We start from the raw sequence: 25,951 nt of genomic DNA on the forward strand, positions 1-25,951 counted from the left end.
CGCCGACGGGGCGGATCGGTTGATGGATGCGAGGCGGCCTCGGGTTGTGAGTCAGCATAGCAAGGATCGCGCTGCCGGGGAGGCCGGCCCGCGCGGCATTCGACCTGCTCGCGACAGGGCTTGTGCGTTGGCCGTTGGACTGCGGGGCGCGGTGGAGCTGCGGCATCGGATATCCGGAGAGACGCTGTCAGCGGGCTGTTCGCACACTTCGTGCCAGCTGTAAACGCTTGAAAACCGGTGCAGATCGCGGGATTTTTCACCGTCGCGAGGCATGCCGCGCGGCCGTGCGCACCGATATGGCGCGCGATGCTCAGATCATGTCGCGGGTTGCATCGGCCCAGCAGTTGGGCGTTTCGAACAGGCGCACCCGCTCCAGGCGCAGATGGTTGCCGAAGGTGTCGCGATACTGGGCGTCGAGCAGGCGGAAGGCGATGACGACGAGGTTTTCGGCGGTCGGCACGGCGTCGAGCAGGACGGTCTTGTGGCCGGGCAGGGTGGCGAGGAAGTCGACGATCGGCGTGTCGCCACGATAGGCGAGGAAGGCGTGGTCCCACAGATCGACCAAGTGTTCCTTGGCGATGCGCTTGATGTCGCCGAAGTCCATGACCATGCCGTTGGCCGGGTTGCCGTCGGCGCGGATGATGTCGCCGGTGAGGGTGATCTCGATGACGTAGCGGTGCCCGTGCAGGTGTTTGCACTGACTGGCATGGTCGGGAATCCGATGGCCTGCGTCGAATTCCAGTCGGCGGGTGATGCGCATTGGTTTCCCCTTGATCTGGGGCCGAATTCTATATCATTGGGGCTTCCCAACGAGCTTTTTGGCAGGCGAGGATGGCAGGCATGACGCAACTGAAGGTGTCGGATCACCGGCGGGATTTCGCAGGTATGACTTACGTCTATCCGGTGCTGTCGCGTCGCGCAGGCGGGGTGTCGGTCGGCATCAATCTCAATCCCAACAATGCGTGCAATTGGCATTGTGTCTATTGCCAGGTGCCGGGTCTCGTGCGTGGGGCGGCGCCCGACATCGACCGGGCGCTGCTGCGCTCGGAGCTGACCGGGTTTTTGGACGCACTGGTCAGCGGCGACTACATGGAACAGCATGTGCCGGAGGGCTTGCGGACCATTCAGGACATCGCCTTTTCCGGCAATGGCGAGCCGACCAGCGCCAAGGCCTTTGCCGAGATCGTCGCGGATGTGCTGGCGATTCGTGATGCGGCCGGCCTGGCGAAGGTGCCGGTTCGCCTGATCACCAATGGCAGCCTGGTGCGGCGCGAGGCGGTGCAGGAAGGCCTGCGGCGGCTGGCGGCCGGCGGCGGGGAGGTGTGGTTCAAGGTCGACGGCGGGCGGCGCGAGGATATCGCCCGGATCAACGGTGTGGAGCTCGATCCGGCCTCGGTGTCGCGTGCGCTGGCGCTGTGTGCCGGGCTGTGTCCGACCTGGGTGCAGACCTGCATGTTCGCCTGGGATGGCGAGGCGCCGGATACGGCGGCGATCGATGCCTATGTGGACTGTATCGCGGCGGCAGGTGTCGATGCCTTGCAGGGGGTCTTGCTCTACGGCGTGGCGCGGGTCTCGATGCAGCCCGAAGCGCCGCGGGTGTCCGCGCTGCCGGAGTCGGTGTTGATGACGATTGCCGAGCGCATCAAAGAAAAAGGGCTGACGGTTCGCGTCAGCCCCTGAGCGCCGGATCGGGTCCGGTCAGGCCTTCTTTGGTTTGCGCGCAGCGCGGGCTTCTTTCTTGAGCGTCTTGTACAACTCGGGGTTGGACTTCTTCAGGTACTCGGCCATCTCCATGTCGTCACGCTTCACTTTCTCGATGTCGACCTGTTCGATGTGCACCAGGCGCAGCAGGGCTTGCACCGGGCGGGGGATGTTGCGGCCGCTCTCATAACGGGATCCGCCGCTCTGGGTGACGCCGATGCGCGACCAGAACTGGGACTGATTGAGGCCGAGTTTGCGCCGCACTTCGCGGACGTCGATCTTGTCACTGGATTTCATGATGGGTTCCTCGCATATCGATGTTGCGTATTTCACCGGGGTATGACCGGAATTCCTGAAAAGAGTTCGATGTACTACTTTGGTCATACGACGTGGCGAGTATAAAAAACTCCATCGAAACCACACAAGCATTTTTTCGCAATCTTTGGCTAGTTCTTTTGAATATCTAATCAGGGTGGTCGGGACTGGTGCCTGGATATGCCGGCGAGCATATTGCTACCCTGGTCGGGCGCAAGCTGCGCCGTTGCAGGCGTTGGCGCTTTTCGAGCGAGCCGGGGCAGTGCAAACCGAGGGGCTGAAAAGGCTGCGAAAGCCCCGCTTTTAGCCGTTCGTCGGATGGTCGCCGAGTGTATCAAAAATCACACATGGGTTGCCGGCGTGGGCACGGCGTCCGGGTCGGCATCTGATCGGCGCGCGTATTCCGTTGGTTGAAAGTTGATTTCACTTGACGGGAGCGCTTGCACGTTCCGGGAAGAGTGTGCTTGGTCGGTTGGGTGCTCGCGCAACGATTTTCCATAAAGTTGGATGCATGGCCCTTCAATCGGTAAAATCGACTCGTTTTGCTCTGGGGGGCGCCGTGATCTTGTCGATACGGCGGTGGCCCTGTTGCTCACTCTCAATCGATAGGTCACGTTTTCATGCATTTCAGGCTCCAGAAAGGCTTGGATCTACCCATCAGCGGAGTGCCTGAGCAGCGCATCCATGAGGCAGTGCCAGTTCAGCATGTTGCGGTCGTCGGTGTGGACTACATCGACCTCAAGCCGACCATGCGCGTTGCCGAGGGCGATCGCGTCAAGCGCGGTCAGGCGTTGTTCGAGCACAAGAAGTTGCCGGGTGTGTGTTTCACCGCACCCGCCGGCGGCGAAGTCGTTGCCATCCACCGTGGCGCGCGTCGCGCGCTGCTGTCGGCGGTCATCCGGATCGATGACGCCGAGGAGGCGGTGGATTTCGGGGCACACGATGCGGCCGCACTCGCCGGTCTGGACCGTCAACAAGTCGTGGCGCAGCTTTGTGCGTCGGGTTTGTGGACGACCTTGCGCACACGTCCGTTCAGCAAGGTGCCCGATCCTGACAACACGCCCGATGCCATCCTCGTCACCGCCATGGACACCAATCCGCTGGCTGCCGACGTGGCCCTGGTGGTGGCTCAGCACCCGGTCGATTTCCAGAATGGCCTGACGGTCCTGTCGCACCTGACCGAGGGTGCGGTCTGGGTGTGTGCCTCTTCCGGCGCCAAGATCGCGCTGCCGGACGGCGTGTCGCAGATCAAGCGGGCCGATTTCGACGGGCCGCATCCGGCAGGCCTGCCGGGCACGCATATCCATTTTCTGACGCCGGTCAGCGAGCGGCGGTCGGTGTGGTATGTCGGCGCGCAGGATGTCATTGCCATCGGCAAGCTGTTCACCACCGGGCAGCTCCATGTCGAGCGGGTGGTGTCGCTGGCCGGGCCGGTGGTCAAGCAGCCGCGCCTGTTGCGTACCCGGGTCGGCGCCAGTCTCGCCGAGCTTACGGAGGGGATGCTGAAAGGGGGCAAGAACCGGGTGATTTCCGGATCGGTCTTCGGCGGGCGCACCGCACGCGACGCGTTGGCCTATCTGGGCCCCTTTCACCAGCAGGTCTCCTGCCTGAAGGAGGGCGACGATCGCGAGTTCATGCATTTCATGCGCGCTGGGGTCAACAAGCATTCGGTGATGAATATCTTCATCTCCAAGCTGCTGGGCGAAAAGCGTCTGGACATGACCACCACCACCAACGGCAGCCCGCGGGCCATGGTGCCGATCGGCAACTACGAAGAGGTGATGCCGCTGGACATCCTCCCGACCCAGCTGCTGCGCTATCTGGTCGTGGGCGATACCGAAATGGCACAGAAGCTCGGTGCGCTCGAGCTGGACGAAGACGATCTGGCGCTGTGCACCTATGTGTGCGCCGGCAAATATGAATACGGTCCGATCCTGCGGGATACCCTGGCCCGCATCGAGAAGGAAGGCTGAGCATGGGGCTGCGTCAATACCTCGATTCGATCGAGCACCATTTTGTCAAAGGCGGCAAGCACGAGAAGTGGTATGCACTTTTCGAGGCGGTCGATACCTTTTTCTACCGTCCCGGGAGCGTGACCCGGTCGAACGCCCATGTGCGTGACGGCATCGACCTGAAGCGGATCATGATCACGGTGTGGTTGTGCACCTTCCCGGCGATGTTCTTCGGCATGTGGAACGTGGGCTTCCAGGCCAATACGGCGCTGGCGGCCAATGCCGACCTGATGGCGTCGCTGGAGGGCTGGCGGATCGGGTTCATCCAGTCGCTGGCGGGATTCGATCCGGGCAGCGTGTGGGACAACCTGGTACACGGGGCCGCGTATTTCCTGCCCATCTATTTCGTGACCTTCGTGGTCGGCGGGTTCTGGGAGGTGTTGTTTGCCGCGGTGCGCCGGCATGAGGTGAACGAGGGCTTCTTCGTCACGGGCGTGCTGTTCGCGCTCACGCTCCCGCCGTCGATCCCGCTGTGGCAGGTGGCGCTGGGCATCAGCTTCGGCGTGGTGATCGGCAAGGAAGTGTTCGGCGGTACCGGCAAAAACTTCCTGAACCCGGCGCTGGCCGGACGGGCCTTCCTGTTCTTTGCCTATCCGGCGCAGATGTCGGGCGATGCGGTATGGACCGCGGTCGACGGCTACACCAGTGCCACGGCACTGGCCAACGGCGCGGCCGGCGGCGTGGACGCGATCGTCATGGCCGGGCTGAGCTGGACCGATGCTTTCCTCGGCTTCATGCAAGGATCGATCGGCGAGACCAGCACGCTGGCCATCCTGATCGGCGGCATTGCGCTGCTGATCATGAAGATCGCCGCCTGGCGCATCGTCGCCGGGGTGATGCTGGGCATGATCGGCATCAGCCTGCTGTTCAACGCCATCGGCTCCGACACCAACCCGATGTTCGCCATGCCGTGGTACTGGCATCTGGTGCTGGGCGGATTTACGTTCGGCATGATGTTCATGGCCACCGACCCGATTTCGGCGTCGATGACCAATACCGGCAAGTGGATTTTCGGCGCCATCATCGGTGGCATGGCGGTGATGATCCGCGTGGTCAACCCGGCCTTCCCCGAAGGCATGATGCTGGCGATCTTGTTCGGCAACCTGTGCGCACCGCTGATCGACCATTTCGTGGTGCAGGCAAACATCAAGCGGAGGCTGGCGCGCAATGTCTAACAAGGAAACGACCTCCCGGACGCTGATGGTCGCGCTGGCGGTCAGTCTGGTCAGCTCGATCTTCGTGGCCGGCGCGGCGGTGTCGCTCAAGCCGATCCAGATCGAGAACCGTCAACTCGACAAGCAGCGCAGCATCCTGGCCATCGCCGGGCTCGGCGAGCAGGGCATGAGCGGCAGCGACGTCAAGCGCGTGTTCGGTGAGAAGATCTCCGCCAAGGTGGTGGATCTGGAGACGGGCGAGTATGTCGACAAGTTCGATCCTGCCACCTTCGATCCGCTCAAGGCGGCGCGCGACCCGAAGCTGTCCGAAGCGCTGCCGGGCAGCGAGGATATCGCCCTGATCAAACGGCGTGAGCGCTACACCACGGTGTACACGGTGGAGCAGGACGGCAAGCTCGAGTCGCTGATCCTGCCGATCCGCGGCTACGGGCTGTGGTCGACGCTGCACGGCTTCATCGCCGTCAAGGCCGATTTGAACACCGTGGTCGGTCTCGGCTTCTATCAACATGCCGAAACGCCGGGCCTCGGCGGCGAGGTGGACAATCCGAAGTGGAAGGCCATCTGGCCGGGCAAGCAGCTCTTCGACGATACCGGCAAGCCGGTGATCCACATCGTCAAGGGCGGTGTCGATCCGGCCAGTGCGTCGGCGGTGCATCAGGTCGATGCGCTCGCCGGGGCGACGCTGACCAGCAACGGCGTGGATCGCTTGCTGCAATTCTGGCTGGGTGAGCAGGGCTTTGGCCCGTATCTGGCAAAACTGCGTTCACAGGGGGTCTGACCATGGCACAACCCACCGTCAAGGAAGTACTGTTCAATCCGGTTTTCAACAACAACCCGATCGGGCTGCAGATTCTCGGCATCTGTTCGGCGCTGGCGGTCACGTCCAATCTCAAGACGGCGCTGGTGATGTCGATCGCGCTGACACTGGTCACCGCGTTCTCGAACCTGTTCATCTCGATGATCCGCAAGCAGATCCCCAGCTCGATCCGCATGATCGTGCAGATGGTGATCATCGCCTCGCTGGTGATCGTGGTCGACCAGATCCTCCGCGCCTATGCCTTCGGCCTGGCCAAGCAGCTGTCGGTGTTCGTCGGCCTGATCATCACCAACTGCATCGTCATGGGTCGGGCCGAAGCCTTCGCCATGCAGAACCCGCCGATGCTCTCGTTCATGGACGGTATCGGCAACGGCCTGGGCTATAGCGTGATGCTCATCGTACTGGGCGTGATTCGCGAACTGCTCGGTGCCGGCAAGCTGATGGGTTTCGAGGTGCTGTCGCTGGCCAAGGATGGCGGCTGGTATGTGCCCAACGGCTTGCTGCTGCTGCCGCCGTCGGCCTTCTTCCTGATCGGCCTGATCATCTGGGGGCTGCGGACCTGGAAGAAGAGCCAGGTCGAAGCGCCCACCTTCACGATTGCCCCGCAAGTGGCCAACCAGGAGGCTCACTGACATGGAGCATCTGATCAGCCTGTTCGTCCGGGCCGTGTTCATCGAGAACATGGCGTTGGCGTTCTTCCTCGGGATGTGCACCTTCATCGCCATCTCGAAAAAGGTCGAGACGGCGGTGGGCCTGGGTATTGCCGTGATCGTGGTGCAGACGATCACCGTGCCCGCCAACTACCTGATCTTCAATTTGTTGTTGCGCGAAGGTGCGCTGTCATGGGCCGGCTTCCCCAACGTCGATCTGTCTTACCTCGGCCTGCTGTCCTACATCGGCGTGATCGCGGCGATCGTGCAGATCCTCGAGATGCTGCTCGACAAATACGTGCCCAGTCTCTACAACGCGCTGGGCGTGTTCCTGCCGCTGATCACCGTGAACTGCGCCATTCTGGGCGGCACGTTGTTCATGGTCGAGCGCGACTACAACATGTCCGAGAGCGTGGTCTACGGCCTCGGCTCCGGCTTCTCCTGGGCACTGGCGATCGCGCTGCTGGCCGGCATCCGCGAAAAGCTCAAGTACAGCGATGTCCCGGAAGGGCTGCAGGGCCTGGGCATCACCTTCATCACCATCGGGCTGATGTCGCTTGGCTTCATGTCCTTCTCCGGTGTTCAGCTGTAAGGACGGAACGACTCAATGAACAATCTGGAAATCATCCTCGCAATCGGGATGTTCACCGCGATCGTCCTGGCCCTCGTCGTCTTCATCTTGATGGCGCGCGCCCGGCTGGTCTCCAGCGGTGATATCACGATCGACATCAACGGCGAGCACAAGCTGACGGTGCCGGCCGGCGGCAAGCTGCTGCAAACACTGGCCAACCACAACATCTTCCTGTCGTCCGCCTGCGGCGGCGGTGGTACCTGCGCCCAGTGCAAGTGCATCGTGGAGGAGGGCGGCGGTGAAATGCTGCCCACCGAAGAATCGCACTTCACCAAGCGTCAGCGTCTCGAAGGCTGGCGCCTGTCCTGCCAGACCCCGGTCAAGCAGGACATGAAGGTCGAAGTGCCCGAAGAGGTGTTCGGCGTCAAGAAATGGGAGTGCACCGTCGAGTCCAACCCGAACGTCGCCACCTTCATCAAGGAGCTCACGCTGCGCCTGCCCGAGGGCGAGAACGTCGACTTCCGGGCCGGCGGCTACGTGCAGCTCGAATGCCCGCCGCATGTGGTCAAGTACAAGGATTTCGACATCGAAGAGCGCTTCCACGGCGACTGGGACAAGTTCAACCTCTGGCGCTTCGTCTCCAAGGTGGACGAGACCGTCATCCGCGCCTACTCGATGGCCAACTATCCCGAAGAGCGGGGCGTGGTGAAGTTCAACATCCGCGTTGCATCGCCCCCGCCCAGCCGCGACGACATTCCGCCGGGGCAGATGTCCTCGTGGGTGTTCGGTCTCAAACCGGGTGACAAGGTCACGGTGTATGGGCCGTTCGGCGAGTTCTTCGCGCGCGAGACCGATAACGAGATGGTGTTCGTCGGTGGCGGTGCCGGCATGGCGCCGATGCGCTCGCATATCTTCGACCAGCTCAAGCGGCTCAAGAGCACGCGCAAGATCACCTTCTGGTACGGTGCCCGCTCGCTGCGCGAGACCTTCTATGTCGACGAGTTCAACAAGCTGCAGGAAGAAAATCCGAATTTCACCTGGCATCTGGCCTTGTCGGATCCCTTGCCCGAAGACAACTGGACGGGTTACACCGGCTTCATCCACAACGTGCTCTACGAGAACTACCTCAAGGACCACCCGGCCCCCGAAGATTGCGAGTTCTATATGTGTGGCCCCCCGATGATGAACTCGGCGGTGATCAACATGCTGGTCGAGCTCGGGGTCGAGCGTGAAAACATCATGCTCGACGACTTCGGCGGTTGACCGGGTTGCCGCGGGTGTAGGAGGTCGAAATGAGTGTTTTTGTCGTTACCTTTGGGGTGATCCTGCTGGCCGTGCTGGCCATGGCCATCGGCGTCATTGCCGGGCGCAAACCGATCGGCGGCAGCTGCGGCGGCCTTGGGGCGGTCGGCCTCGAGTGCGAGGCCGGCTGTGCCAAGCCCTGCCCGAAGCGTCGTGCCCGCATGAAAGCGCAGGCGGAAGAAGAGGAATAAACATGCTGCGTTCGTTGAAGGTCAAGGATTACATGACGCGGGATCCGCTGTCGTTCAAGCCGCAGATGGAGGTCCTCGAGGCCGTCCATCTGTTGCTCACGCATGAGTTGAGCGGTGCGCCGGTGGTGGACGATACCGGTCGGCTGGTCGGCTTCCTGTCGGAGCGCGATTGCCTCAAGGCGGCGCTCAATGCATCCTATTACGAAGAGTTCGGCGGTCAGGTCTCGCAGTTCATGACCGCACCGGCGGTCTCCATCGATGCCGAATCCACCCTGACCGATGCTGCCGAGATGTTCGTCTCACAGCATCGGCGCTGCTATCCGGTGATGGAAGACGGTCGCCTGGTCGGGCAGCTTTCGCGCCACGACACGCTGGCGGCACTCGAACGGCTCTGGTAAGCCAATGACCGGGGCGCGCGCGGGTTTGCCCGGGAGTGGCAGATCTCGGCACTTCCGTGCTGCGTCGATTCGCCTCGGCGCATCGCGAAGCACGGTCGTCTTCACCCGGCGGGCGGTCGGTGCGTCCCCTCAGGGGCGGCCATGGCGCTGATCGTCCAGAAATACGGCGGAACCTCGGTCGGCACGCCGGAGCGCATCCAGCATGTCGCCCGGCGTGTTGCGCGCGCGCAGGCCGAAGGGCATCAGGTGGTGGTCGTGGTGTCGGCCATGAGTGGCGAGACCAACCGGCTGATCGCCCTGAGCCGGGGCATCACGGCCAATCCCGATCCGCGTGAGCTGGATGTGGTGGTGTCCACCGGCGAGCAGGTCACCATCGGCCTGCTGTGCATGGCGCTGCATGCCATCGGCGTCAAGGCCAAGAGCTATACCGGCGCCCAGGTGCGCATCCTGACCGACAGCGCGCACACCAAGGCGCGCATTCTGTCCATCGACGGGACGACCCTGCGCCGCGATCTGGAGGCGGGGCATGTGGTGGTGGTCGCCGGTTTCCAAGGCGTCGACGGCGCCGGCAACATCACCACCCTGGGGCGCGGCGGTTCCGATACCACCGGCGTGGCCCTGGCCGCCGCGCTGCAGGCCGACGAGTGCCAGATCTACACCGATGTAGACGGTGTCTACACCACCGATCCGCGCATCGTGCCCGAGGCGCGCAAGCTCGAGCGCATCACCTTCGAAGAAATGCTGGAGATGGCGAGTCTCGGCTCGAAGGTGTTGCAGATTCGCTCGGTCGAGTTTGCCGGCAAGTACAAGGTCAAATTGCGGGTGCTGTCGAGTTTCGCGGAGGGCGGCGAAGGCACTTTGATCACCACCGAGGATGAACGTCCCATGGAACAGCCGATCATTTCCGGCATCGCCTTCAACCGTGACGAGGCCAAGCTGACCGTGCTCGGCGTGCCCGACAAGCCGGGCACCGCCTATTGCATCCTCGGCCCGATCGCCGAGGCCAATATTGATGTCGACATGATCATCCAGAACGTCAGCCACGACGGCACGACCGACCTGTCGTGCACCGTGAGCCGTGGCGATCACGACAGGGCGATGGCGATTCTCGAACAGGTGCGCGAGCAGATCGGCGCACGCGACATCCTGAGCGACACGACCATGGCCAAGGTGTCGATCGTCGGGGTCGGCATGCGCTCGCACCCGGGCGTGGCCTCCTTGATGTTCCGCACGCTGGCCGCAGAGAGCATCAATATCCAGATGATCTCGACCTCCGAAATCAAGATTTCGGTGGTCATCGACGAGAAGTACCTGGAACTGGCGGTACGCGTGCTGCACAAGGCTTTCGGGCTGGATGGCGTGGCGTCTTAAACTGGTTTGACCCCGGGGCGCGAAACCGATATGATCGCGGCCCTGTGGTGAGGAGACGTGGCCGAGAGGTCGAAGGCACTCCCCTGCTAAGGGAGCATACCGTCAAAAACGGTATCGAGGGTTCGAATCCCTCCGTCTCCGCCACACAGATGCTTTACGGCGTTTATTCTTCATCGTATAATCGCTGGCTTCGCGGTTGCGCTCGTAGCTCAGTTGGATAGAGTACCTGGCTACGAACCAGGGGGTCGTGGGTTCGAATCCTGCCGAGCGCGCCACACAGAACAAGCAGTTTGAAAAGCCGCGGAACGCGCGGCTTTTTTAGTCCGGTGGTCGGGTTGTCTGACCCCAAGCCGGCAACGCGCTCGTAGCTCAGTTGGATAGAGTACCTGGCTACGAACCAGGGGGTCGTGGGTTCGAATCCTGCCGAGCGCGCCAGTTTGATCGCACAGGGCACTTCTTTCGGAAGTGCCCTGTGTCATTTCAGGTCCGCCTTACAGTTCCTCATCGACATACGCAATGTGGCGGAAGTAGTGATGGCCCTCGAAGGACGCGCCGAGCGAGCCGATGAGGATGCCGAACGACGCGATCAATTGCCCCAGGGCGACATAGTGGCCCGCGCCGATCGGTCCGGTGACCGATGGCGCCCAGCCACTCACCAGCGCCGGACTGAACAGCAGATGCGCGGCGATCAGGCTCAGCGACAGCAGTAGCAGATAGGTGCTCGCCATGCCGAGGAACACCACCAGCGTGATCGCGGTGTTAGTCAGCACGATCTGCTCGGACAAGTGCCCGCGGGCGCGGCGCAGCAGCAGCTTCTGGCGGCGGAGGATGAAGACCGAGGTGCCGACCAGGATCGCCAGCGAGAGTGCGCTCATGCGCCCGAGCGGCTGCCCCAGGCCGAGATCCCAGGCTTCGGCCGTCATCATCAAAATCAACAGTGTCGACACCGCACCGGTGGTGAGGCGATTGAGCCGGATCGGAAACTGCCAGGGCTCGGCCTGGATGACCGCGCTGAAGATGTCGCCGCGCAAATGCCAGATGGCCAGCAGGTAAAAGCCGAGCATCCCGGTCGTGCTCGATTGCGGACGCTCTTCGAGGCGGATGTCCGCGACGTCATCCAGTTCGGCGCCGAGCGCGTCGACCGTCGCCGGGTCGAAGTGGTCCATGGCGTCGAGCGCCTCGGCCTCGGTGGGGGCGGACATGTAGTCCGTCGCCTCGGCACGATGCTCGATGCCGTTCAGATCGCCCAGCAGATGCAGGAACAGGTGGCAGAGTCGCTCGGCCTGTGCCGCATGGTCGGTGGCCTTCGCAGCGCCGTCATGCGGCAGCAGGCGGGCCAGCGACACCACGGCAACCGACAGCGCCCGGGAGGGCATGGCGAAGGCGTAGGACTTGTAATAGGTCTGGAGATCGGCCGAGGTGATGACGAAGCTGAAGTCCCAGCCGCGTTCGTCATGCTCGACCAATCCCTCCTGCAGCAACAACGACCCCTCGCACGGGCTGTGTAGGACGGCCTTGGGGCGACGGATCACCGTCAGCTGCCAGTCGAAGCGAGGAAACAGTTCGCCGAGGCGGTCGAGCACGCGCTGGCGGGCCAGGCGCAATACCTCGGCAGCCTCCGGGCCGGGTTCGCCGAAGACCAGCCAGCCCAGATCGAGGGGGCGCCGTTCGTTCGGTGTCGTGGCTGCGGTGTCGTTGGTCATTGGTGTTCCGAGCGATGGAGTGCGCCGCGCTGCCGTCCCACGGGGTCAGTGCACGACCGGCGGGCCGTCTTGCGTCAGCGCTTCGTCAAGCCGGTGCGGGGCCAGGATGTCATCCCGTTCGATCGGCTCAAAGTCCGCTGGGTCGTCGAAGCCCAGGGGCCGGATGCCGACATTGATCAGGTTCTGCCGGTGGATCCGTGCAAAGCGCTTGGCCGGCAACGCGCGCCAGCCGAGAAAGCGCGGTGCGATGGCCGCGTGCTCGCCGCTCGATCCCTGGCCGGCCAGGCAACGCCGCACCCCGTTGTCGGACGGAAACACCGTCGCCGTGGCGCCCAGTTCAGCGCCCATGGCCAGCATGCAGGTGGCGTCCTGTGTCAAGGTTTGGTCGATCCGCAGGGTGATCTCCTCGCCCGGGCTCATGCGCCCGTCGAGGCAGTGATCCGCGATGAGCTTTTGGGTCGCATTGCGTTTCATCGTGGCTCCAGGGATTCGGGCGCGGCGCGGGGGGATCGCGAACCGCATGTCGGTTTCAAATGGGACAAACCATGCGGCGCGCTGTTCCCGCGCCATGCGGTTGAACTGCCGCGGCGAGCCAATGACTAACGGATCACCAGCGGCCGTGACAACGCCTGGCTTGCCTTTGGCATAGGCGTTTGCCCGCTGCGCGACGCCAGCCAGTAGCCGAAAGGAGAGCAATGATCCTAGAAACCGCAGTTGACCGCTTGTGCCCATGAGCAAGGTATTGAACATGCGAACCTTTTCGGCTTCGAGGCCGATCACCCGGTGGGTGACAGCGCTACGCACCCGATTGCACGTCTGGCGGGCCGCCTGGCCGCGTAGCTCCTCCTTACAGCGTGCAGGCTGTGCGTCGTCGGGCCTTGCCCACCCGCTCGCCGGGCCGCCCCAAGAGCGGGTACCGCCCCCTCGGGGGGCAGCGAACGAAGTGAGCGTGGGGGCCTGCGCTCATATCGCCAGACGCACACTCGGGCGCGTCCAACTACGGTTGCTAGGATGATCGATTTCGACGCGCTGCCGCTCGCCATCAACATTGCGGTTTTTGTGGCCATGGGCTTGGTGATCGGCGTCGGCGGTTGGCGGCTGGCCAATGTGGCCGCGCGCATCGCGCGGCGCACCGGCCTCGGCGAAGCGGTGACCGGGGCGCTCTTTCTCGGCGCAGTCACCTCGTTGCCGGGTTCGGTCACGTCGATGACCGCGGCCGCCAGCGGCCACGCCGAGTTGGCGGTGGCCAATGCGCTGGGCGGCATCGCCGCGCAGACGGCCTTCCTGGCCATTGCCGATCTGACCTATCCGCGTGCCAACCTTGAACATGCGGCCGCCTCGGCGGCCAACATCATGCAGGGGGCGATGCTGGTGAGCCTGCTGGCGCTGATCCTGGTGGCGATGACTACGCCCGAGATCGCGCTGTGGGGTGTGCACCCGGTCTCGGTGCTGCTGCCCGCCGCCTACGTGGCCGGGCTGAGGTTGGTGTCTTCGGCCCATCAGCGGCCGATGTGGCTGCCGGAACAGACCGAGGAGACGCGTAGCGAGACGCCGCGGGTGCGCCTGCGCTTTGCCGGCATGTCGCGCCTGTGGACCGAGTTCGCGCTCCTTGCCGGCATGGTCGGCACCGCCGGCTGGGCGCTGGCGGGCAGCGGCATTGCGCTCGCGCGTCAGACTGGTATCAACGAATCGGCGGTCGGCGGCGTGTTTACCGCGGTGACCACCTCCTTGCCCGAACTGGTCACCGCGATCGCGGCCGTGCGCCAGGGCGCGCTCACGCTGGCGGTCGGGGACATCATCGGCGGCAACGTCTTCGACACCTTGTTCGTCGCCGTCTCCGACCTGTTCTACCGGGAGGGGTCGATCCTGCATGCGGTCAGCGAACGTCAGGTTTTCCTGGTCAGCGTGGCGATCCTGCAGGCGGGGGTGCTGTTGATGGGGCTCTTGCACCGCGAGAAGCGCGGCTTTGCCAACATCGGCTTCGAGAGCGTGTTCGTGCTGGCCGCCTATGTCGCGACGGTGGTGTTCATGTTCAGCGTGTAATGCCTGTCTGCCATGGTCGGCGCCAACGGCGGGGCGTCAATCGGCGAGCGTCACTTCGATCAAGCCGCGCAAGGCATTGCCCACCCACAGCCGGCTGGCACGGGCGAGGTCGTCGTGGGTGAGCGGGCGCTCGCGGGCAAAGCCCTCGCGCAGCGCGCGGCGGCGGCAGATGCCGTCGAGCAGGCCGGCGCTCAGCGGGGGGGTGAAGACGTTGCCGTCGAGTTCGACGAACACGCTGCTGCGGGCGCCTTCGGCCAACTGGCCGTGCTCGTTGAAGAACAAGGCGTCGAAATGGCCGCGGGCCATGGCCGCGGCGAGCTGGCGCTCGTAGATGGCGCGCTCGGTGGTCTTGTGCGGCAGCAGCGGATCGGTGCTGTCGAGGGGCTCGTCGGCCAGGCAGACGGTTTGGGGGCCGACCAACGGTGTCAGCGCGGCGGTGGTGATGTCGATGTCGCCGGCGTGGCCGAGGGTCAGGCGCACGCGATGCTCGCCGTTCAGCGGTGCGGTGGCGCGGTCGAGGGCGGCGCGCACCGCGTCCGGATCGCAGGCCATGCCGAGGGCGGCGGCCGAACGGGCGAGGCGGGCGAGGTGATCGTCGCGCCAGGGCAGGGTGTTGCCGTCGAAACGAAGGGTTTCGATCAGGCGCAGATCGCCCGGCATGCGGTTCAGAAAGGCCAGCTTGAGGCGGCATTCGGCCCATTCGTCGCTGGCCACCGAATCTTCGACGATGCCGCTGCCGGTATGGCAGCGCAGCGCGCCGTCGGCGGCGATGTCGAGGGTGCGGATCGGTACGTTGAACTGGAAGTCGCCGCCCGGTGCGATCCAGCCCAGTGCGCCGCAATACACGCCGCGCGGGCCGTGTTCGAGCTCGCGGATGATCTGCATGGCGCGGATCTTCGGTGCGCCGGTGACCGAGCCGCAGGGGAAGAGGGCGCGGAAGATCTCGGCCAGGCTCGCGCGCACCGGCGAGGCCGTGATGGTGGAGGTCATCTGCCAGACGGTGCGGTAGGCCTCGGCCTCGAACAGCGCCGGCACCGCCACGCCGCCCGGCGGCGCGAGCCGGCCGAGGTCGTTGCGCAGCAGGTCGACGATCATCAGGTTTTCGGCGCGGTTCTTGTCGCTGGCGGTGAGGGCGGCGGGCGACGCGTCGATCGGCGCCGTGCCCTTCATCGGTTTGCAGGTCAGCGTTTCGCCGCGGCGGGCGACGAAGAGTTCGGGCGAGCGGCTCATGAGGCAGCCGTCGGCATGCAGGATCAGCGCGCCGTAGCGCACCGGCTGGGCTTCGCGCAGCTTGCGGTAGAGGCGCGCCGGCTGGCCGTAGGCGCGGCCGTGGCTGCCGAAGGTGAAGTTGGTCTGGTAGCAGTCGCCGTTGCGGATGTACTGCTTGATGCGCCCGACGGCGGTCAGGTAGTCGGCGACATGGAGGTCGGCCGACAGGTCCATCAGCCCGGTGGCGCGACCGTCGTCCTGGGCGGCCAGCCACTGTTCGCAGCCGGCGTCGTCGATGAGCTCGCCGTGGGTGAAGATCCAGGCGCGCAGGAGCGGCGTGGCACTGGCCGGGCGCAGCGGTGCGAGGCGCGCCTCGAGCGCATAGCCGAGCTCGTAGGCGGCGGCCAGCGCTACCCAGTGGCCGGTGGCTGTGGCCGCTTCGATGCGGGCAAAGGCGGCGTCGAGCGTGTCCGGGCTGTCGCAGCAGATCGTGTCCACCAGCCCGTGCAGATGCCGGGCATGCTGGTCGACGAGGTTGTCGTCGAAGAGCGCGACGGGGTCACGGGTGGCGAAGGGCAACATCCGGGCTGCGCCGGTCAGGCGAAGAGCTTGAGGACCGCGTCCAGGCCGCTGTGCCTGAGGCTGCAGTCGGCCTGCGCGCGCAGTACCGGTTTGGCCTGGTAGGCGATGCGAAAACCGGCGGCTTGGAACATTGGCAGGTCGTTGGCACCGTCGCCCGCGGCCATCACGCGATCGGCGCTCAGGTCGAGCTGGTCGCGGATGCGGCTGAGGTGGTCGGCCTTGGCCTGGGCGTCGACCACCGGGCCGGTGACCTTGCCGGTGAGCTTGCCGTCGACCACCTCCAGCGTGTTGGCATAGGCGTGGTCGAAGCCGAGCTGGGCCTTGAGGCGGTCGGTGAAGTAGGTGAAGCCGCCCGAGACCAGCACGGTGACGATGCCGTTCGCCTTGAGCGTGGCGAGCAGGCGCTCGGCGCCGGGGTTGAGGCGCAGGCGCTCGCGGAACACGGTCTCGAGTGCCCCGGCGTCGAGGCCGGCGAGCTGGGCGACGCGGCGGGTCAGCGATTCGCGGAAGTCGATCTCGCCGCGCATGGCTGCCTCGGTGATCTCGGCCACCTGGTGCTTCTTGCCGCACTGGTCGGCGATCTCGTCGATGCACTCGATGTCGATCAGGGTCGAGTCCATGTCGGTGACGAACAGGCCGAAATCCGCCAGCCGGCGCTTGGCCGGCACGAAGGCATAGTCGATGCCGGCGGCGTCGCACAGCTCGGCCACGCCGTCGCGGCGCTGCGCCTCGACGAGGCGAAAGGCGGCCGGATCGATCTGTTCGATGGCCCGCGCATCGCAGTGGCGGGCCAGTTGTTTCAGCAGGGGCGTTTCAATGTCGGGGCCGAAAACAACGAGATTCATTGAGGCGAGGTCCGGTTCGGCAAGGTGGCGCGCAGGATGTCGCGGGCATGGCGCAGCATGTCGACGGTGGTGTCCCAGCTCACGCAGGCGTCGGTGACCGAGCAGCCGTATTTGAGCTGCGACAGGTCGGCGGGGATGGACTGGTTGCCGGCCTCGATAAAGCTCTCGATCATGGCGCCGACCACCGAGCGGTTGCCCTCGCGGATCTGGTGCACCACGTCGCGCAGCACCAGCGGCTGGTACTCGGGGTTCTTCCAGGAGTTGGCATGCGAGCAGTCGACCACCACGTTCTGCGCTAGCCCGGCCTTGGCCAGCGCCTTTTCGGCGAGGTTGACCGACACCGTGTCGTAGTTCGGCCGGCCGCCGCCGCCGCGCAGCACGACATGGCCGTAGGCATTGCCGCGGGTGCGCAGGATGGCCGAGCGGCCGTGGTTGTTGATGCCCAGGAAACTGTGCGGGCTGGCTGCCGAGACGATGCCGTTGATGGCCGCGTCGAGCGAGCCGTCGGTGCCGTTCTTGAAGCCCACCGGGGTGGACAGGCCCGAGGCCATCTCGCGATGGGTCTGCGATTCGGCGGTGCGCGCGCCGATGGCGGTCCAGGCGATGAGGTCGCCGTAGTACTGCGGCGCGATCGGGTCGAGCGCTTCGGTGGCGGTGGGCAGGCCGAGCTCGTTGATGTCGAGCAGGAACTGGCGCGCCTTGGTCATGCCCTCGTCGATGCGGAACGAGTCGTTCATGTAGGGGTCGTTGATGAAGCCTTTCCAGCCGGTGGAGGTGCGCGGCTTCTCGAAATACACGCGCATCACCAGCAGCAGCGTGTCGGACAACTCGTCGGCCAGCGCCTTGAGGCGGCGGGCGTAGTCGAGCCCGGCGATCGGATCGTGGATCGAGCACGGGCCCACCACCACGAACAGGCGCGGGTCTTCGCGGTTGAGGATGGCCTGCAGGGCGCGGCGTCCGGACAGCACCGTCTTGGCGGCGGTGTCGGTGAGCGGGACCTGCTGCTTCACTTCTTCCGGTGAAGGCATGTGGTCTTGCGCGAGGATATTGAGGTTTTCGGTCTGGGCGACGGTCATGATGCGCACTTCCGGGCGGCGAAAACCGATAGTTTATCGCGCCGGCGCGCAATTCGTCAGACGGGTAACACCTGAGTGGTCACGGGCCGGGCCGAGCCTATGCCGGGCGCACGCTGCGCTGTCGGCCGTGGACAAAAAAAGGGCCGCAGCGGGCGGCCCCTCGCGGTGTCCGGGCGTAGCGTCAATCGTCGGCCACCACCTCGCCGCGCGCCGGGTAGTTGTTCTTGAGTACGAAGTCCACCGCGCCGAGCAATTCGGAGAACAGCGGCCGGGCGAAGGGCATGGTCTGCACCGCGCCGTAGTAGAGCGTGCCGTCGGGGCGGACGATGAACAGGCCGGGCTCGCTGAACAGCGCAGGCTCTTCGATGCCGATCGAGGTCTTGCCGCGGCTGGCCGAGACATACAGCCCCCACTGGCGGGCCACCGACAGCGGCAGGTCGTAGCCGAAGCGCAGGTGCTGGGCATTGACCTTGTCGGCCATGGCCTGGGCGCGCGTCTGGTCATCGCTGGAGATGGCGATGGTGTTGACGCCGCGCTCGGCGAATTCCGGTGTGAGGCGCTCCAGTTCCATCAGGTATTTGGCACAGATCGGGCAATGCAGACCGCGGTAGAACGCCACCATGGTGAAGGTGTCGGGGTTGTCGGCGTGGATGTCGAACGGGACCCCGGCGAGAGTGGCCACCTTCAGTGGGGGGACGGGTTGGCGGGGGATCAACATCGGACGGCGCTCCAGACGGAAATTCGATGCTTGGAGTATCGCGGACGATATGCAATCATTTGTCCGGATCCGTTTGCAGTTCGTCCGAAAATGCCAATGACAAGTCCTCGCCTCGATCGCCTGACCGCCTTGCTCACGGGCTTGATGCCGCGGGTCGACATCGGCCATTCGGGCGCGCAGGCCGAACCGGCGGTGGTGCCGGCGGCCGCGGCCGACCATCTGCATGTGCATTTGCTGGTGGCCGGCACCGTGGCCTTCGACACACCCGCCGGGCGGCAGACGCTGGAGGCGCCGGCGATTGCGGTGTTCCGTGCCGACCAGGCGCACGTGCTTGCGCCGGTCTCTATCGACGCCTGCCGCGTCTTCTGCGCCCAGGCGCATTTCGACGGCCCGGCCGCGCCCCTGCTGCTCGACGCCTTCGACGTGCCGCTGTTTCTGCCGATGTCGGCCGCCACCGCCGACCTGACCCGCACCATTGCGCTGATCGACCAGGAGGTCGGCCAGCCGCGCTGCGGCAGCGGGGTGTTGCTGAGTCGGGCGGGGGAGATCCTGCTGATCGGCCTGCTGCGCCATCTGGTGGCCAACCATGTGCTGCCGCGCGGGGTGCTGGCCGGGCTGGGCGATCCCGGGCTGGCCCGGGTGCTGGTGGCGGTGCATGCGCGCCCGGCGGCGCCGTGGTCGCTCGAGGCCATGGCCGAGACGGCCGGGCTGTCGCGCTCCATTTTTGCCGAGCGTTTTCGCAGCAGCCTCGGCATCACGCCGCGGCGCTATCTCAACGGCTACCGCCTCACCCTGGCGCGGCGCGAGATCACAGCCGGGCGCGGGCTCAAGCGGGCGGCGCAAGCGGCCGGCTACGAGAGCCCGGCGGCGCTGTCGCGGGCGCTGTCACGCACCGCGGCCGAGGCCGCGGCCGCGGCAATCTGATCAGCAGATCTGCTTGAGCAGTTCCTTGACCGCCGCCGCGCGCTGCTTGACCGTCGGCGCGAGGATCTTGCAGATCAGGCGATCCTGGCCGGCCATGCGGGTGTTGCGGTCTTTCTGGATGAGCCCGATAACCTTCATCGGGTCGATGGGCGCGGCCACGCCAAACTGAATGCTCAGCTGGCTTTCCGACACATCGAGCTTTACCACATCCATATCCTTGAGCATCACGCGCAGGCGGTGCGTCTCAAGCAGCGCCAGGGTTTGCGCCGGCATCTCGCCAAAGCGGTCGATCAGCTCTTCTTGCAGCTCGCGCAGCTCGTCTTCGGTGTCGGTGTTGGCCAGGCGCTTATAGAGCGTGAGGCGCTCCTGCACGTCGGCGCAGTAGGCGCTGGGCAGCAGGGCGGGGCTGTGCAGATTGATCTCGGACACCACATCCAGCGGTTTGGTCAGGTCTGGCTCGCGCCCGGCTTGCAGGTCGCGCACCGCGCGCTTGAGCATCTCGGTGTAGAGCGAAAAGCCGATCTGCTGAATTTCACCCGACTGGTTTTCGCCCAGCACTTCGCCGGCACCGCGAATCTCCAGGTCGTGCATGGCGAGGAAGAAGCCCGAGCCGAGGTCTTCCATCTGCGTGATGGCTTCGAGCCGCTTTTGCGCCAGCGCGGTCGGCTTGGCGTGCGCGTCGGTCAGCAGGTAGGCATAGGCCTGGTGGTGCGATCGCCCTACGCGGCCGCGCAGCTGGTGCAACTGCGCCAGGCCGAAGCGGTCGGCGCGGTTCATGATGATGGTGTTGGCGGTCGGGATGTTGATGCCGGTTTCGATAATGGTGGTGCACAACAGCAGGTTGGCGCGCTGCTGGGTGAAGTCGCGCATCACCCGCTCCAGCTCGCGCTCGGGTAGCTGGCCGTGGCCGACCACGATGCGCGCCTCGGGCAGCAGCTCGGTGAGCGAGTCGCGCACGTTCTCGATGGTGTCGACTTCGTTGTGCAAGAAGTACACCTGCCCGCCGCGCTTGAACTCGCGCAGCACCGCCTCGCGGATGATGCCCTTGCTCCAGCGCTGCACAAAGGTCTTGATCGACAGCCGCTTTTGCGGTGCCGTGGCAATCACCGAAAACTCGCGCAGCCCCTCCAGCGCGAGGCCCAGCGTGCGCGGAATCGGTGTGGCGGTGAGGGTGAGGATGTCTACCTCGGCGCGCAGCTGCTTGAGCGACTCTTTCTGGCGCACGCCGAAACGGTGCTCTTCGTCGATGATCACCAGCCCCAGGCGCTTGTACTGCACGTCTTTTTGCAGCAGGCGGTGGGTGCCGATGATGATGTCCACCTTGCCTTCGTCCAGCTCCTTGAGCGCCTGCGCTTGCTCTTTGGCGCTCTTGAAGCGCGACAGCTCGGCGATCTTGATCGGCCAGTCGGCAAAGCGGTCGGCAAAGGTCTGGTAATGCTGCTCGGCCAGCAGCGTGGTCGGGCACAGCACCACCACCTGCTTGCCGTCGGCCACGGCAATGAAGGCCGCGCGCAGAGCGACTTCGGTCTTGCCGAAGCCCACATCGCCGCACACCAGCCGGTCCATCGGCCGGCCGGACTGCATGTCCTTGATCACCGCGTCGATGGCCGCTTGCTGGTCGGCCGTTTCTTCAAAGCCGAAGGCTTCGGCAAAGGCGTCGAGGTCATGCGTCTTGAAGCTGAACTGGTGGCCGGTGCGCGCCGCGCGCTGGGCATACAGCGCCAGCAGCTCGGCAGCGGTGTCGCGCACCTGCTGGGCGGCTTTTTTCTTGGCCTTGTCCCACTGGCCGGAGCCCAGCCGGTGCAGGTCGACCGCCTCGGGGTCGGCGCCGGCGTAGCGGGTAATCACATGCAGTTGCGACACCGGCACATACAGTTTGTCGCTGCCCGAGTATTCCAGATGCAGAAACTCGGTATCGCCTTCGCCCAGGTCCATGTGCACCAGGCCAAGGTAGCGCCCCACGCCGTGCGACACATGCACCACCGGGTCGCCAATCTTCAGCTCCGACAAATCCCGCAGCCAGCCCTCGACGGTGGCCTTGCGCCCGCCGTCGCGCCGGCGCGGGGTGCGCGCCGTGTTGGCGTAAAGCTCGGTCTCGGTGAGGATGGCCAGCTTCGCCTCGGGCAAGATAAAGCCGCGCGCCAGCGGCCCGGCCGTCAGGCACAGCGGCGCTTTGCTGCTCAGGAAGGCGTTCAGATCATCGCATTGGGTGTAGGGCAAGTCGTACTCGGCAAAGTACTCCGCCATCGTCTCGCGCCGGCCGGCCGACTCGGCCAGCACCAGCACCCGCCCGTCAAAGCCATCCAGCCAGCGCTTGAGCGCCTGCAGCGGGTCATTCGCCTTGCGCTCGACCGCCACGGTCGGTACCGGCAGTGAGGCCACCTCGCCCTCGCGCGGCGCGCCAATCTGCAAGCGCGGGTGATCCGCCAGGCGCGAGAAAAACGCCTCCTGATCCAGAAACAACGCCCGCGGCGCCATCACTGGCCGGCTGCGATCGCCCTTGAGCAAGTCGTAGCGCGACTGCGTATCGCGCCAGAAGTCGGCAATCGCCGTCGGCACATCGCCATGCAGCAACACGCGGCACGCCGTCGGCAGGTAATCAAACAGCGTGGCCGTGTCTTCAAAAAACAGCGGCAGAAAATACTCCACCCCCGCCGAGGCAATGCCGTTCGACACATCTTTGTAAATGGACGCCCGGCTCGGGTCGCCTTCAAAGGTTTCGCGGAAGCTGCTGCGAAAGCGCGTGCGGCCCGCCTCGTCGAGCGGAAACTCCCGCGCCGGCAGCAGGCGGATCTGATCCACCGGATACACCGTGCGCTGCGTGTCGGGGTCAAAAGTGCGGATGGTGTCGACGTCATCGTCAAACAGATCAATGCGGTAAGGCAGTGTCGAACCCATCGGAAACAGATCGATGATGCCCCCGCGCACGCTGTACTCGCCCGGGCTCACCACCTGCGTCACATGCGCGTAGCCGGCCAACGTCATCTGCTGCTTGAACGCTTCTGGGTCCATGCGCTCGCCACGCTTCACGAAGAAGGTGTGCGCCGCCAGAAAACTCGGCGGCGCCATGCGATACAGCGCCGTCGACGCCGGCACCAGCACCACGTCGGCCTCGCCGCGCGTCACCGTATACAAGGTCGCCAGCCGCTCGGAGACCAGATCCTGGTGCGGCGACAGCGCGTCGTAGGGCAGCGTCTCCCAGTCCGGCAGCACGCACACCCGCAAGTTGGGCGCAAACCACAGGATCTCGTCACGCAGCCGCTGCGCATCGATCGGGTTGGCCACCACCACGACCTGCATCGTGCCATTACCCAGTGCAGAGATCGCCAGCGCGTCGGACGAGCCGGCGAGCGCCGGCAGATCGACCCGTTGGCCGGGCTTGGCGGCGGGGAGGGCGGCGAGGGAGGGCAACAGTGGGTGCGGGGCGGGCATGCGGGTGGCGAGGATGGGGGTAGGGGCGTTGATTATACGGGAGGGACTTACGGCACTCGTCTGAGCAGGGTCCTTTCCGAGCGCCGTCTCTCAGGCCGAGTCGGGCTGAGCGCCAGCTGACCAAGGGGAGGTGGCGCTTTCCGGCTTCAGTTTTGCATTCCGGATGCAATGGTGGTGGCCAACGCACCGCGAACCGCGGCTTCAGCGGGATCTCCGGATGGTAGATGTCGGGCAGCTTTACAGCTGCAGCCATGCGCGCTGGAGCTCAGAAGGGTAACCATATGTAATGAATGGTGATATTTTTCCGGGCATCTTTTTTGCGTGATGCGGCAGGATTTCGATCTTCCGATCAACACACGAGAGCGTCACCAGGAGTGAACGATGCGTCAGAAGACAGTGGAACGTATTCGCCGGCCTTTGTCGGTGATTGGATTGCTTGTGGCGGGTCTTGGCGTTCCCGTTTTTCCAGCCTACTCGGCAACGGCCAATGTGGTGGGTGTCGACGGAAGCGATGGCGTCAATGGTAGTGGCGGTACGAACGGTGGCAGCGCAACTGCTACGCTTCCGCTCAACAATGACAACTCCAGCAGCGCGAAGGCAACGGGCGGTCAAGGTGGATGGGCAGGCGACAAGACGCAGGGCGTCGGCATCGTCAATGGGCAACTGAACGTCACGGGTAGCGGTGGTGATGGTGGCTCAGCGACGGCGGACGGCAACTCCACCGTGTTGTCGGGTAGTGCGTCGGTTGTTGCTCAGGCCTCCGGTGGTTTCGGTGGCGTGGCCGCAGGTGCCGGTTACGATGGTGGAGAAGGCGGGGGTGCTGCAGCGATTGGCCGCGGCATGTCCGGCGGCAACGGGTCGTTCTACGGCGTGTCTGCCCGCGCAGTTGGTGGTGCGGGGGGCGGCAGCTATTTCGGTGACGGTGGACTGGGCGGGAGCGCGGTTGCCGCTTCGTCGGGGCATTTCATCGGTTTCACCAATGCCAGCCTCGTCAGCGAAGCCATTGGAGGCGCAGGCGGTACGGCGAGCTATGGAAGCGGACGTGGCGGCGATGGTGGGGTTGCCTCCATTGGCTCGACCTACGGACAACAAGGCTCCGGGACCCTCAGCGTCAGGGCCGATGCGGTTGGTGGCAACGGTGGGTCGGGTTATTCGGGGGCCTCGGGTGGTGACGGTGCCGACACCGTCATTATTGATGGTGCGCGGGGCTCGTCCAATGGCTCTTTGTCCTTGTCCCAATTCGCCAGAGGCGGCAATGGCGGGTATTCAGAGAGCGCGCTCGCGGGGAATGGCGGTAACGCCATATCCCGGCTTGCTCCAGCGTTCTCGCCCTATGGTGAACGAAGTCTGACTGGGACCGTAACGGCAGAGGGCGGCAGAGGCGGGACCACCAGTACGGGAATTGCCGGCAGCAGCGGGAACGCCACGGCCTATATTTCCATTGGATCGCAGATGAACGGCTCTACCACGCGGACAACTGCCAGGGCCGTTTCCCCTGATACCCCAAGTACCCGCGGAGGTTCAGCCATTGCCGACGCCGTCGCCAGATCACGCGGTGTGGGCTTCGCCGAGGCAAATGCCTATGCGGCGGGAAATAGCGGTCACGCCAATGCGTCAAGCCTGACGAACCATTCCTATGAAGTCGGTAGCGGCGCTGCGCGCAGATATGTTCATCCCGTCGTGAAGGCTGGCGCCACCTCGCAGGTTGGTGAGAACACGGCGAACGCTTCGCTTGTCTCGCAGCAGGTGAATAGCGTTGCCGTGACCGCATTTTCTGTCGCCTCGCCCAGAGCGCTGCCAAATCTGTCCGCCGGCAGCAACGGCATCGAGGCGTTTTCCTATGCGGATGGATTGCTGGGAAGCGGGCAATTTGAGGCCTTGGTCAGTAGCCACAGCGCACTCGAAAACGCATTCGCCGCGGGCTCCGGGCGTCACCTGATTGGCGCAGGCGTCATCGGCGCAAACTACAGCGAATTTGCAATTGGGCAGCGCACGTACTCGGGGAATGCGGAGTTCTCTTATGCGTTCGATCAGACGACGGACGTTCTGCTCGGGTTGATGGACTTTTCCGGCTATGACGCATCGAATCCGATGAGCTTGGATTTTTCGGTGACAAACTCCGGGCAGACGCTGTTTTCCCGTAGTTTCACAACCTTGTCCGATGCACGCGGCTTCTTCGTCAATAACGCGATCAATCTTGGCTCGTTTGTGGGGCAAGTCGACCTGGCCGTTGATTTTTCGCTTACCAGTGACAGGTTGCAAGGTGCTGCGTTCAACTACCTGCTTGCTGCCGGTTCTCTGACGATTGCCCCGGTGCCGGAGCCAAGCCAGTTCGCGATGTTGCTGGCGGGTTTGGGCGTTCTTTCCTTGACTGTTCATCGACGCCTGCGCCGGCCTTGATGGTGGATATTGGGCCTTACGGAGTTTGGCTTTTGTAGAAAACGCAAACGCCCTGATCGTTCCACGGTTGCCAGCACGATCTCACCGTCAAAATAATCCATTGCGCGAATTGGTGCGTCCGTCCTGCGCTCGCCGTGCGCGGTACCGCACAGAACCCGCAGAGCTCGGGGTCATAGAGCTCTGTAGAGTTCTGGGTCAGGTCTCAATACTGTTCGCTTAGCCATTTGGCGCTATAGTAACGCCATCTCAATAGGGGTGGTCACATGGCGCGAACGAAGGCATTGCTTGGGGCGGGCGCTCGGCTCAGCGACTACCTGAGCGCCAGTCTGCTCGCTCGGGTTTATTCGGCAGACCAGATTCATCAAATTCTCGATGAACATGGCTGCAATAGTCAGCGTGTGCGCAGCTTCCCGGCGGTGGCCGGGGTTTACTACTGCATGGCGCTGAGCCTCTACCCCGAAGCGGCCTACGAGGAAGTGTTCGCAGTGATCTCTCAGGGTCTGGCCTGGGCGCGCT

23 protein-coding genes and 3 tRNA genes are annotated in these 25,951 nt (G+C 64.6%); 17 read left to right on the forward strand and 9 right to left on the reverse strand.

Translation table 11 applies throughout. The features are described from left to right. Window positions 1–310 precede the first annotated feature (310 nt). Window positions 311–760, reverse strand: a complete 450-nt coding sequence (gene queD, locus I8J34_RS10265) for a 6-carboxytetrahydropterin synthase QueD (protein ID WP_214361307.1) — start codon at window positions 758–760, stop codon at window positions 311–313. Window positions 761–840: 80 nt separating this feature from the next. Here queD and I8J34_RS10270 point away from each other — a divergent pair, with 80 nt between their 5' ends. After that, window positions 841–1,680: a radical SAM protein gene (locus I8J34_RS10270; RefSeq protein ID WP_230411786.1), complete on the forward strand. Its 840-nt coding sequence runs from the start codon at window positions 841–843 to the stop codon at window positions 1,678–1,680. Window positions 1,681–1,698: 18 nt separating this feature from the next. On the opposite strand, the gene I8J34_RS10275 is transcribed toward I8J34_RS10270, so the two are convergent. Further along, window positions 1,699–1,998: a helix-turn-helix domain-containing protein gene (locus tag I8J34_RS10275; protein WP_214361309.1), complete on the reverse strand. Its 300-nt coding sequence runs from the start codon at window positions 1,996–1,998 to the stop codon at window positions 1,699–1,701. A gap of 638 nt (window positions 1,999–2,636) precedes the next feature. Between I8J34_RS10275 and I8J34_RS10280 the strand changes: the two genes are divergently transcribed. The 12 genes from I8J34_RS10280 to I8J34_RS10335 all read left to right on the forward strand — a co-directional run bounded on the left by I8J34_RS10280 (window position 2,637) and on the right by I8J34_RS10335 (window position 10,938). Continuing rightward, window positions 2,637–3,989 (forward strand): Na(+)-translocating NADH-quinone reductase subunit A, encoded by a 1,353-nt coding sequence (locus I8J34_RS10280; protein ID WP_214361310.1) that lies wholly within the window; start codon window positions 2,637–2,639, stop codon window positions 3,987–3,989. 2 nt (window positions 3,990–3,991) lie between these two features. Next, window positions 3,992–5,203 carry an NADH:ubiquinone reductase (Na(+)-transporting) subunit B gene (locus I8J34_RS10285; protein WP_214361311.1) on the forward strand — a complete coding sequence of 404 codons (1,212 nt, stop codon included), beginning with the start codon at window positions 3,992–3,994 and terminating at the stop codon, window positions 5,201–5,203. Then, complete coding sequence (locus I8J34_RS10290; RefSeq protein WP_214361312.1) at window positions 5,196–5,981, forward strand: Na(+)-translocating NADH-quinone reductase subunit C; 786 nt, start codon at window positions 5,196–5,198, stop codon at window positions 5,979–5,981. The genes I8J34_RS10285 and I8J34_RS10290 overlap by 8 nt, the downstream gene beginning before the upstream one ends. Before the next feature lie 2 nt (window positions 5,982–5,983). After that, the gene (locus tag I8J34_RS10295; RefSeq protein ID WP_214361313.1) at window positions 5,984–6,652 is read left to right on the forward strand and encodes an NADH:ubiquinone reductase (Na(+)-transporting) subunit D; all 669 of its coding nucleotides are present in this window, start codon (window positions 5,984–5,986) and stop codon (window positions 6,650–6,652) included. A 1-nt stretch (window position 6,653) separates the two neighbouring features. After that, window positions 6,654–7,262, forward strand: coding sequence for an NADH:ubiquinone reductase (Na(+)-transporting) subunit E (gene nqrE / locus I8J34_RS10300; protein WP_214361314.1), 609 nt, complete (start codon window positions 6,654–6,656; stop codon window positions 7,260–7,262). A gap of 15 nt (window positions 7,263–7,277) precedes the next feature. Next, the gene (nqrF, locus tag I8J34_RS10305) at window positions 7,278–8,504 is read left to right on the forward strand and encodes an NADH:ubiquinone reductase (Na(+)-transporting) subunit F (protein WP_214361315.1); all 1,227 of its coding nucleotides are present in this window, start codon (window positions 7,278–7,280) and stop codon (window positions 8,502–8,504) included. A 29-nt stretch (window positions 8,505–8,533) separates the two neighbouring features. After that, entirely contained in the window at window positions 8,534–8,734 is a 201-nt protein-coding gene (gene nqrM, locus I8J34_RS10310) for a (Na+)-NQR maturation NqrM (protein WP_214361316.1), read from the forward strand. A 2-nt stretch (window positions 8,735–8,736) separates the two neighbouring features. Further along, window positions 8,737–9,132: a CBS domain-containing protein gene (locus I8J34_RS10315; RefSeq protein ID WP_214361317.1), complete on the forward strand. Its 396-nt coding sequence runs from the start codon at window positions 8,737–8,739 to the stop codon at window positions 9,130–9,132. 141 nt (window positions 9,133–9,273) lie between these two features. After that, the gene (locus I8J34_RS10320) at window positions 9,274–10,503 is read left to right on the forward strand and encodes an aspartate kinase (protein ID WP_214361318.1); all 1,230 of its coding nucleotides are present in this window, start codon (window positions 9,274–9,276) and stop codon (window positions 10,501–10,503) included. 51 nt (window positions 10,504–10,554) lie between these two features. Beyond that, window positions 10,555–10,647: transfer RNA gene (locus tag I8J34_RS10325), tRNA-Ser, on the forward strand. A gap of 54 nt (window positions 10,648–10,701) precedes the next feature. After that, window positions 10,702–10,778 (forward strand) — tRNA-Arg (locus tag I8J34_RS10330). A gap of 83 nt (window positions 10,779–10,861) precedes the next feature. Beyond that, a tRNA-Arg gene (locus tag I8J34_RS10335) sits at window positions 10,862–10,938 on the forward strand. 56 nt (window positions 10,939–10,994) lie between these two features. On the opposite strand, the gene I8J34_RS10340 is transcribed toward I8J34_RS10335, so the two are convergent. Both I8J34_RS10340 and I8J34_RS10345 read right to left on the reverse strand, forming a co-directional pair. After that, window positions 10,995–12,206: a hypothetical protein gene (locus tag I8J34_RS10340; RefSeq protein WP_214361319.1), complete on the reverse strand. Its 1,212-nt coding sequence runs from the start codon at window positions 12,204–12,206 to the stop codon at window positions 10,995–10,997. Window positions 12,207–12,251: 45 nt separating this feature from the next. After that, window positions 12,252–12,956 carry a hypothetical protein gene (locus I8J34_RS10345; protein WP_214361320.1) on the reverse strand — a complete coding sequence of 235 codons (705 nt, stop codon included), beginning with the start codon at window positions 12,954–12,956 and terminating at the stop codon, window positions 12,252–12,254. Between the two features lie 261 nt (window positions 12,957–13,217). Here I8J34_RS10345 and I8J34_RS10350 point away from each other — a divergent pair, with 261 nt between their 5' ends. After that, window positions 13,218–14,249 (forward strand): sodium:calcium antiporter, encoded by a 1,032-nt coding sequence (locus tag I8J34_RS10350; protein ID WP_214361321.1) that lies wholly within the window; start codon window positions 13,218–13,220, stop codon window positions 14,247–14,249. Between the two features lie 36 nt (window positions 14,250–14,285). On the opposite strand, the gene pabB is transcribed toward I8J34_RS10350, so the two are convergent. The 4 genes from pabB to I8J34_RS10370 all read right to left on the reverse strand — a co-directional run bounded on the left by pabB (window position 14,286) and on the right by I8J34_RS10370 (window position 18,679). Further along, complete coding sequence (gene pabB / locus I8J34_RS10355) at window positions 14,286–16,040, reverse strand: aminodeoxychorismate synthase component I (RefSeq protein WP_214361322.1); 1,755 nt, start codon at window positions 16,038–16,040, stop codon at window positions 14,286–14,288. A gap of 14 nt (window positions 16,041–16,054) precedes the next feature. Next, the gene (gene serB, locus I8J34_RS10360) at window positions 16,055–16,885 is read right to left on the reverse strand and encodes a phosphoserine phosphatase SerB (RefSeq protein WP_214361323.1); all 831 of its coding nucleotides are present in this window, start codon (window positions 16,883–16,885) and stop codon (window positions 16,055–16,057) included. Continuing rightward, window positions 16,882–17,961: a 3-deoxy-7-phosphoheptulonate synthase gene (locus I8J34_RS10365; protein WP_214361324.1), complete on the reverse strand. Its 1,080-nt coding sequence runs from the start codon at window positions 17,959–17,961 to the stop codon at window positions 16,882–16,884. The genes serB and I8J34_RS10365 overlap by 4 nt, the downstream gene beginning before the upstream one ends. Before the next feature lie 181 nt (window positions 17,962–18,142). After that, a complete protein-coding gene (locus tag I8J34_RS10370; RefSeq protein ID WP_214361325.1) occupies window positions 18,143–18,679 on the reverse strand; it encodes a peroxiredoxin-like family protein in 537 nt (178 codons plus the stop codon). A gap of 96 nt (window positions 18,680–18,775) precedes the next feature. On the opposite strand from I8J34_RS10370, the gene I8J34_RS10375 reads away from it, so the two are divergent. After that, complete coding sequence (locus I8J34_RS10375; protein WP_214361326.1) at window positions 18,776–19,603, forward strand: AraC family transcriptional regulator; 828 nt, start codon at window positions 18,776–18,778, stop codon at window positions 19,601–19,603. Here I8J34_RS10375 and mfd read toward each other — a convergent pair whose 3' ends face one another. Then, complete coding sequence (mfd, locus tag I8J34_RS10380; protein WP_214361327.1) at window positions 19,604–23,035, reverse strand: transcription-repair coupling factor; 3,432 nt, start codon at window positions 23,033–23,035, stop codon at window positions 19,604–19,606. Window positions 23,036–23,416: 381 nt separating this feature from the next. Here mfd and I8J34_RS10385 point away from each other — a divergent pair, with 381 nt between their 5' ends. After that, window positions 23,417–25,435: a PEP-CTERM sorting domain-containing protein gene (locus I8J34_RS10385; protein WP_214361328.1), complete on the forward strand. Its 2,019-nt coding sequence runs from the start codon at window positions 23,417–23,419 to the stop codon at window positions 25,433–25,435. Window positions 25,436–25,698: 263 nt separating this feature from the next. Next, on the forward strand, window positions 25,699–25,951 hold a 253-nt coding region (locus I8J34_RS10390), incomplete at its 3' end, for a transposase domain-containing protein (RefSeq protein ID WP_214361329.1).

It is taken from the genome of Denitromonas iodatirespirans (assembly GCF_018524365.1).
Lineage (GTDB): Bacteria > Pseudomonadota > Gammaproteobacteria > Burkholderiales > Rhodocyclaceae > Nitrogeniibacter > Nitrogeniibacter iodatirespirans.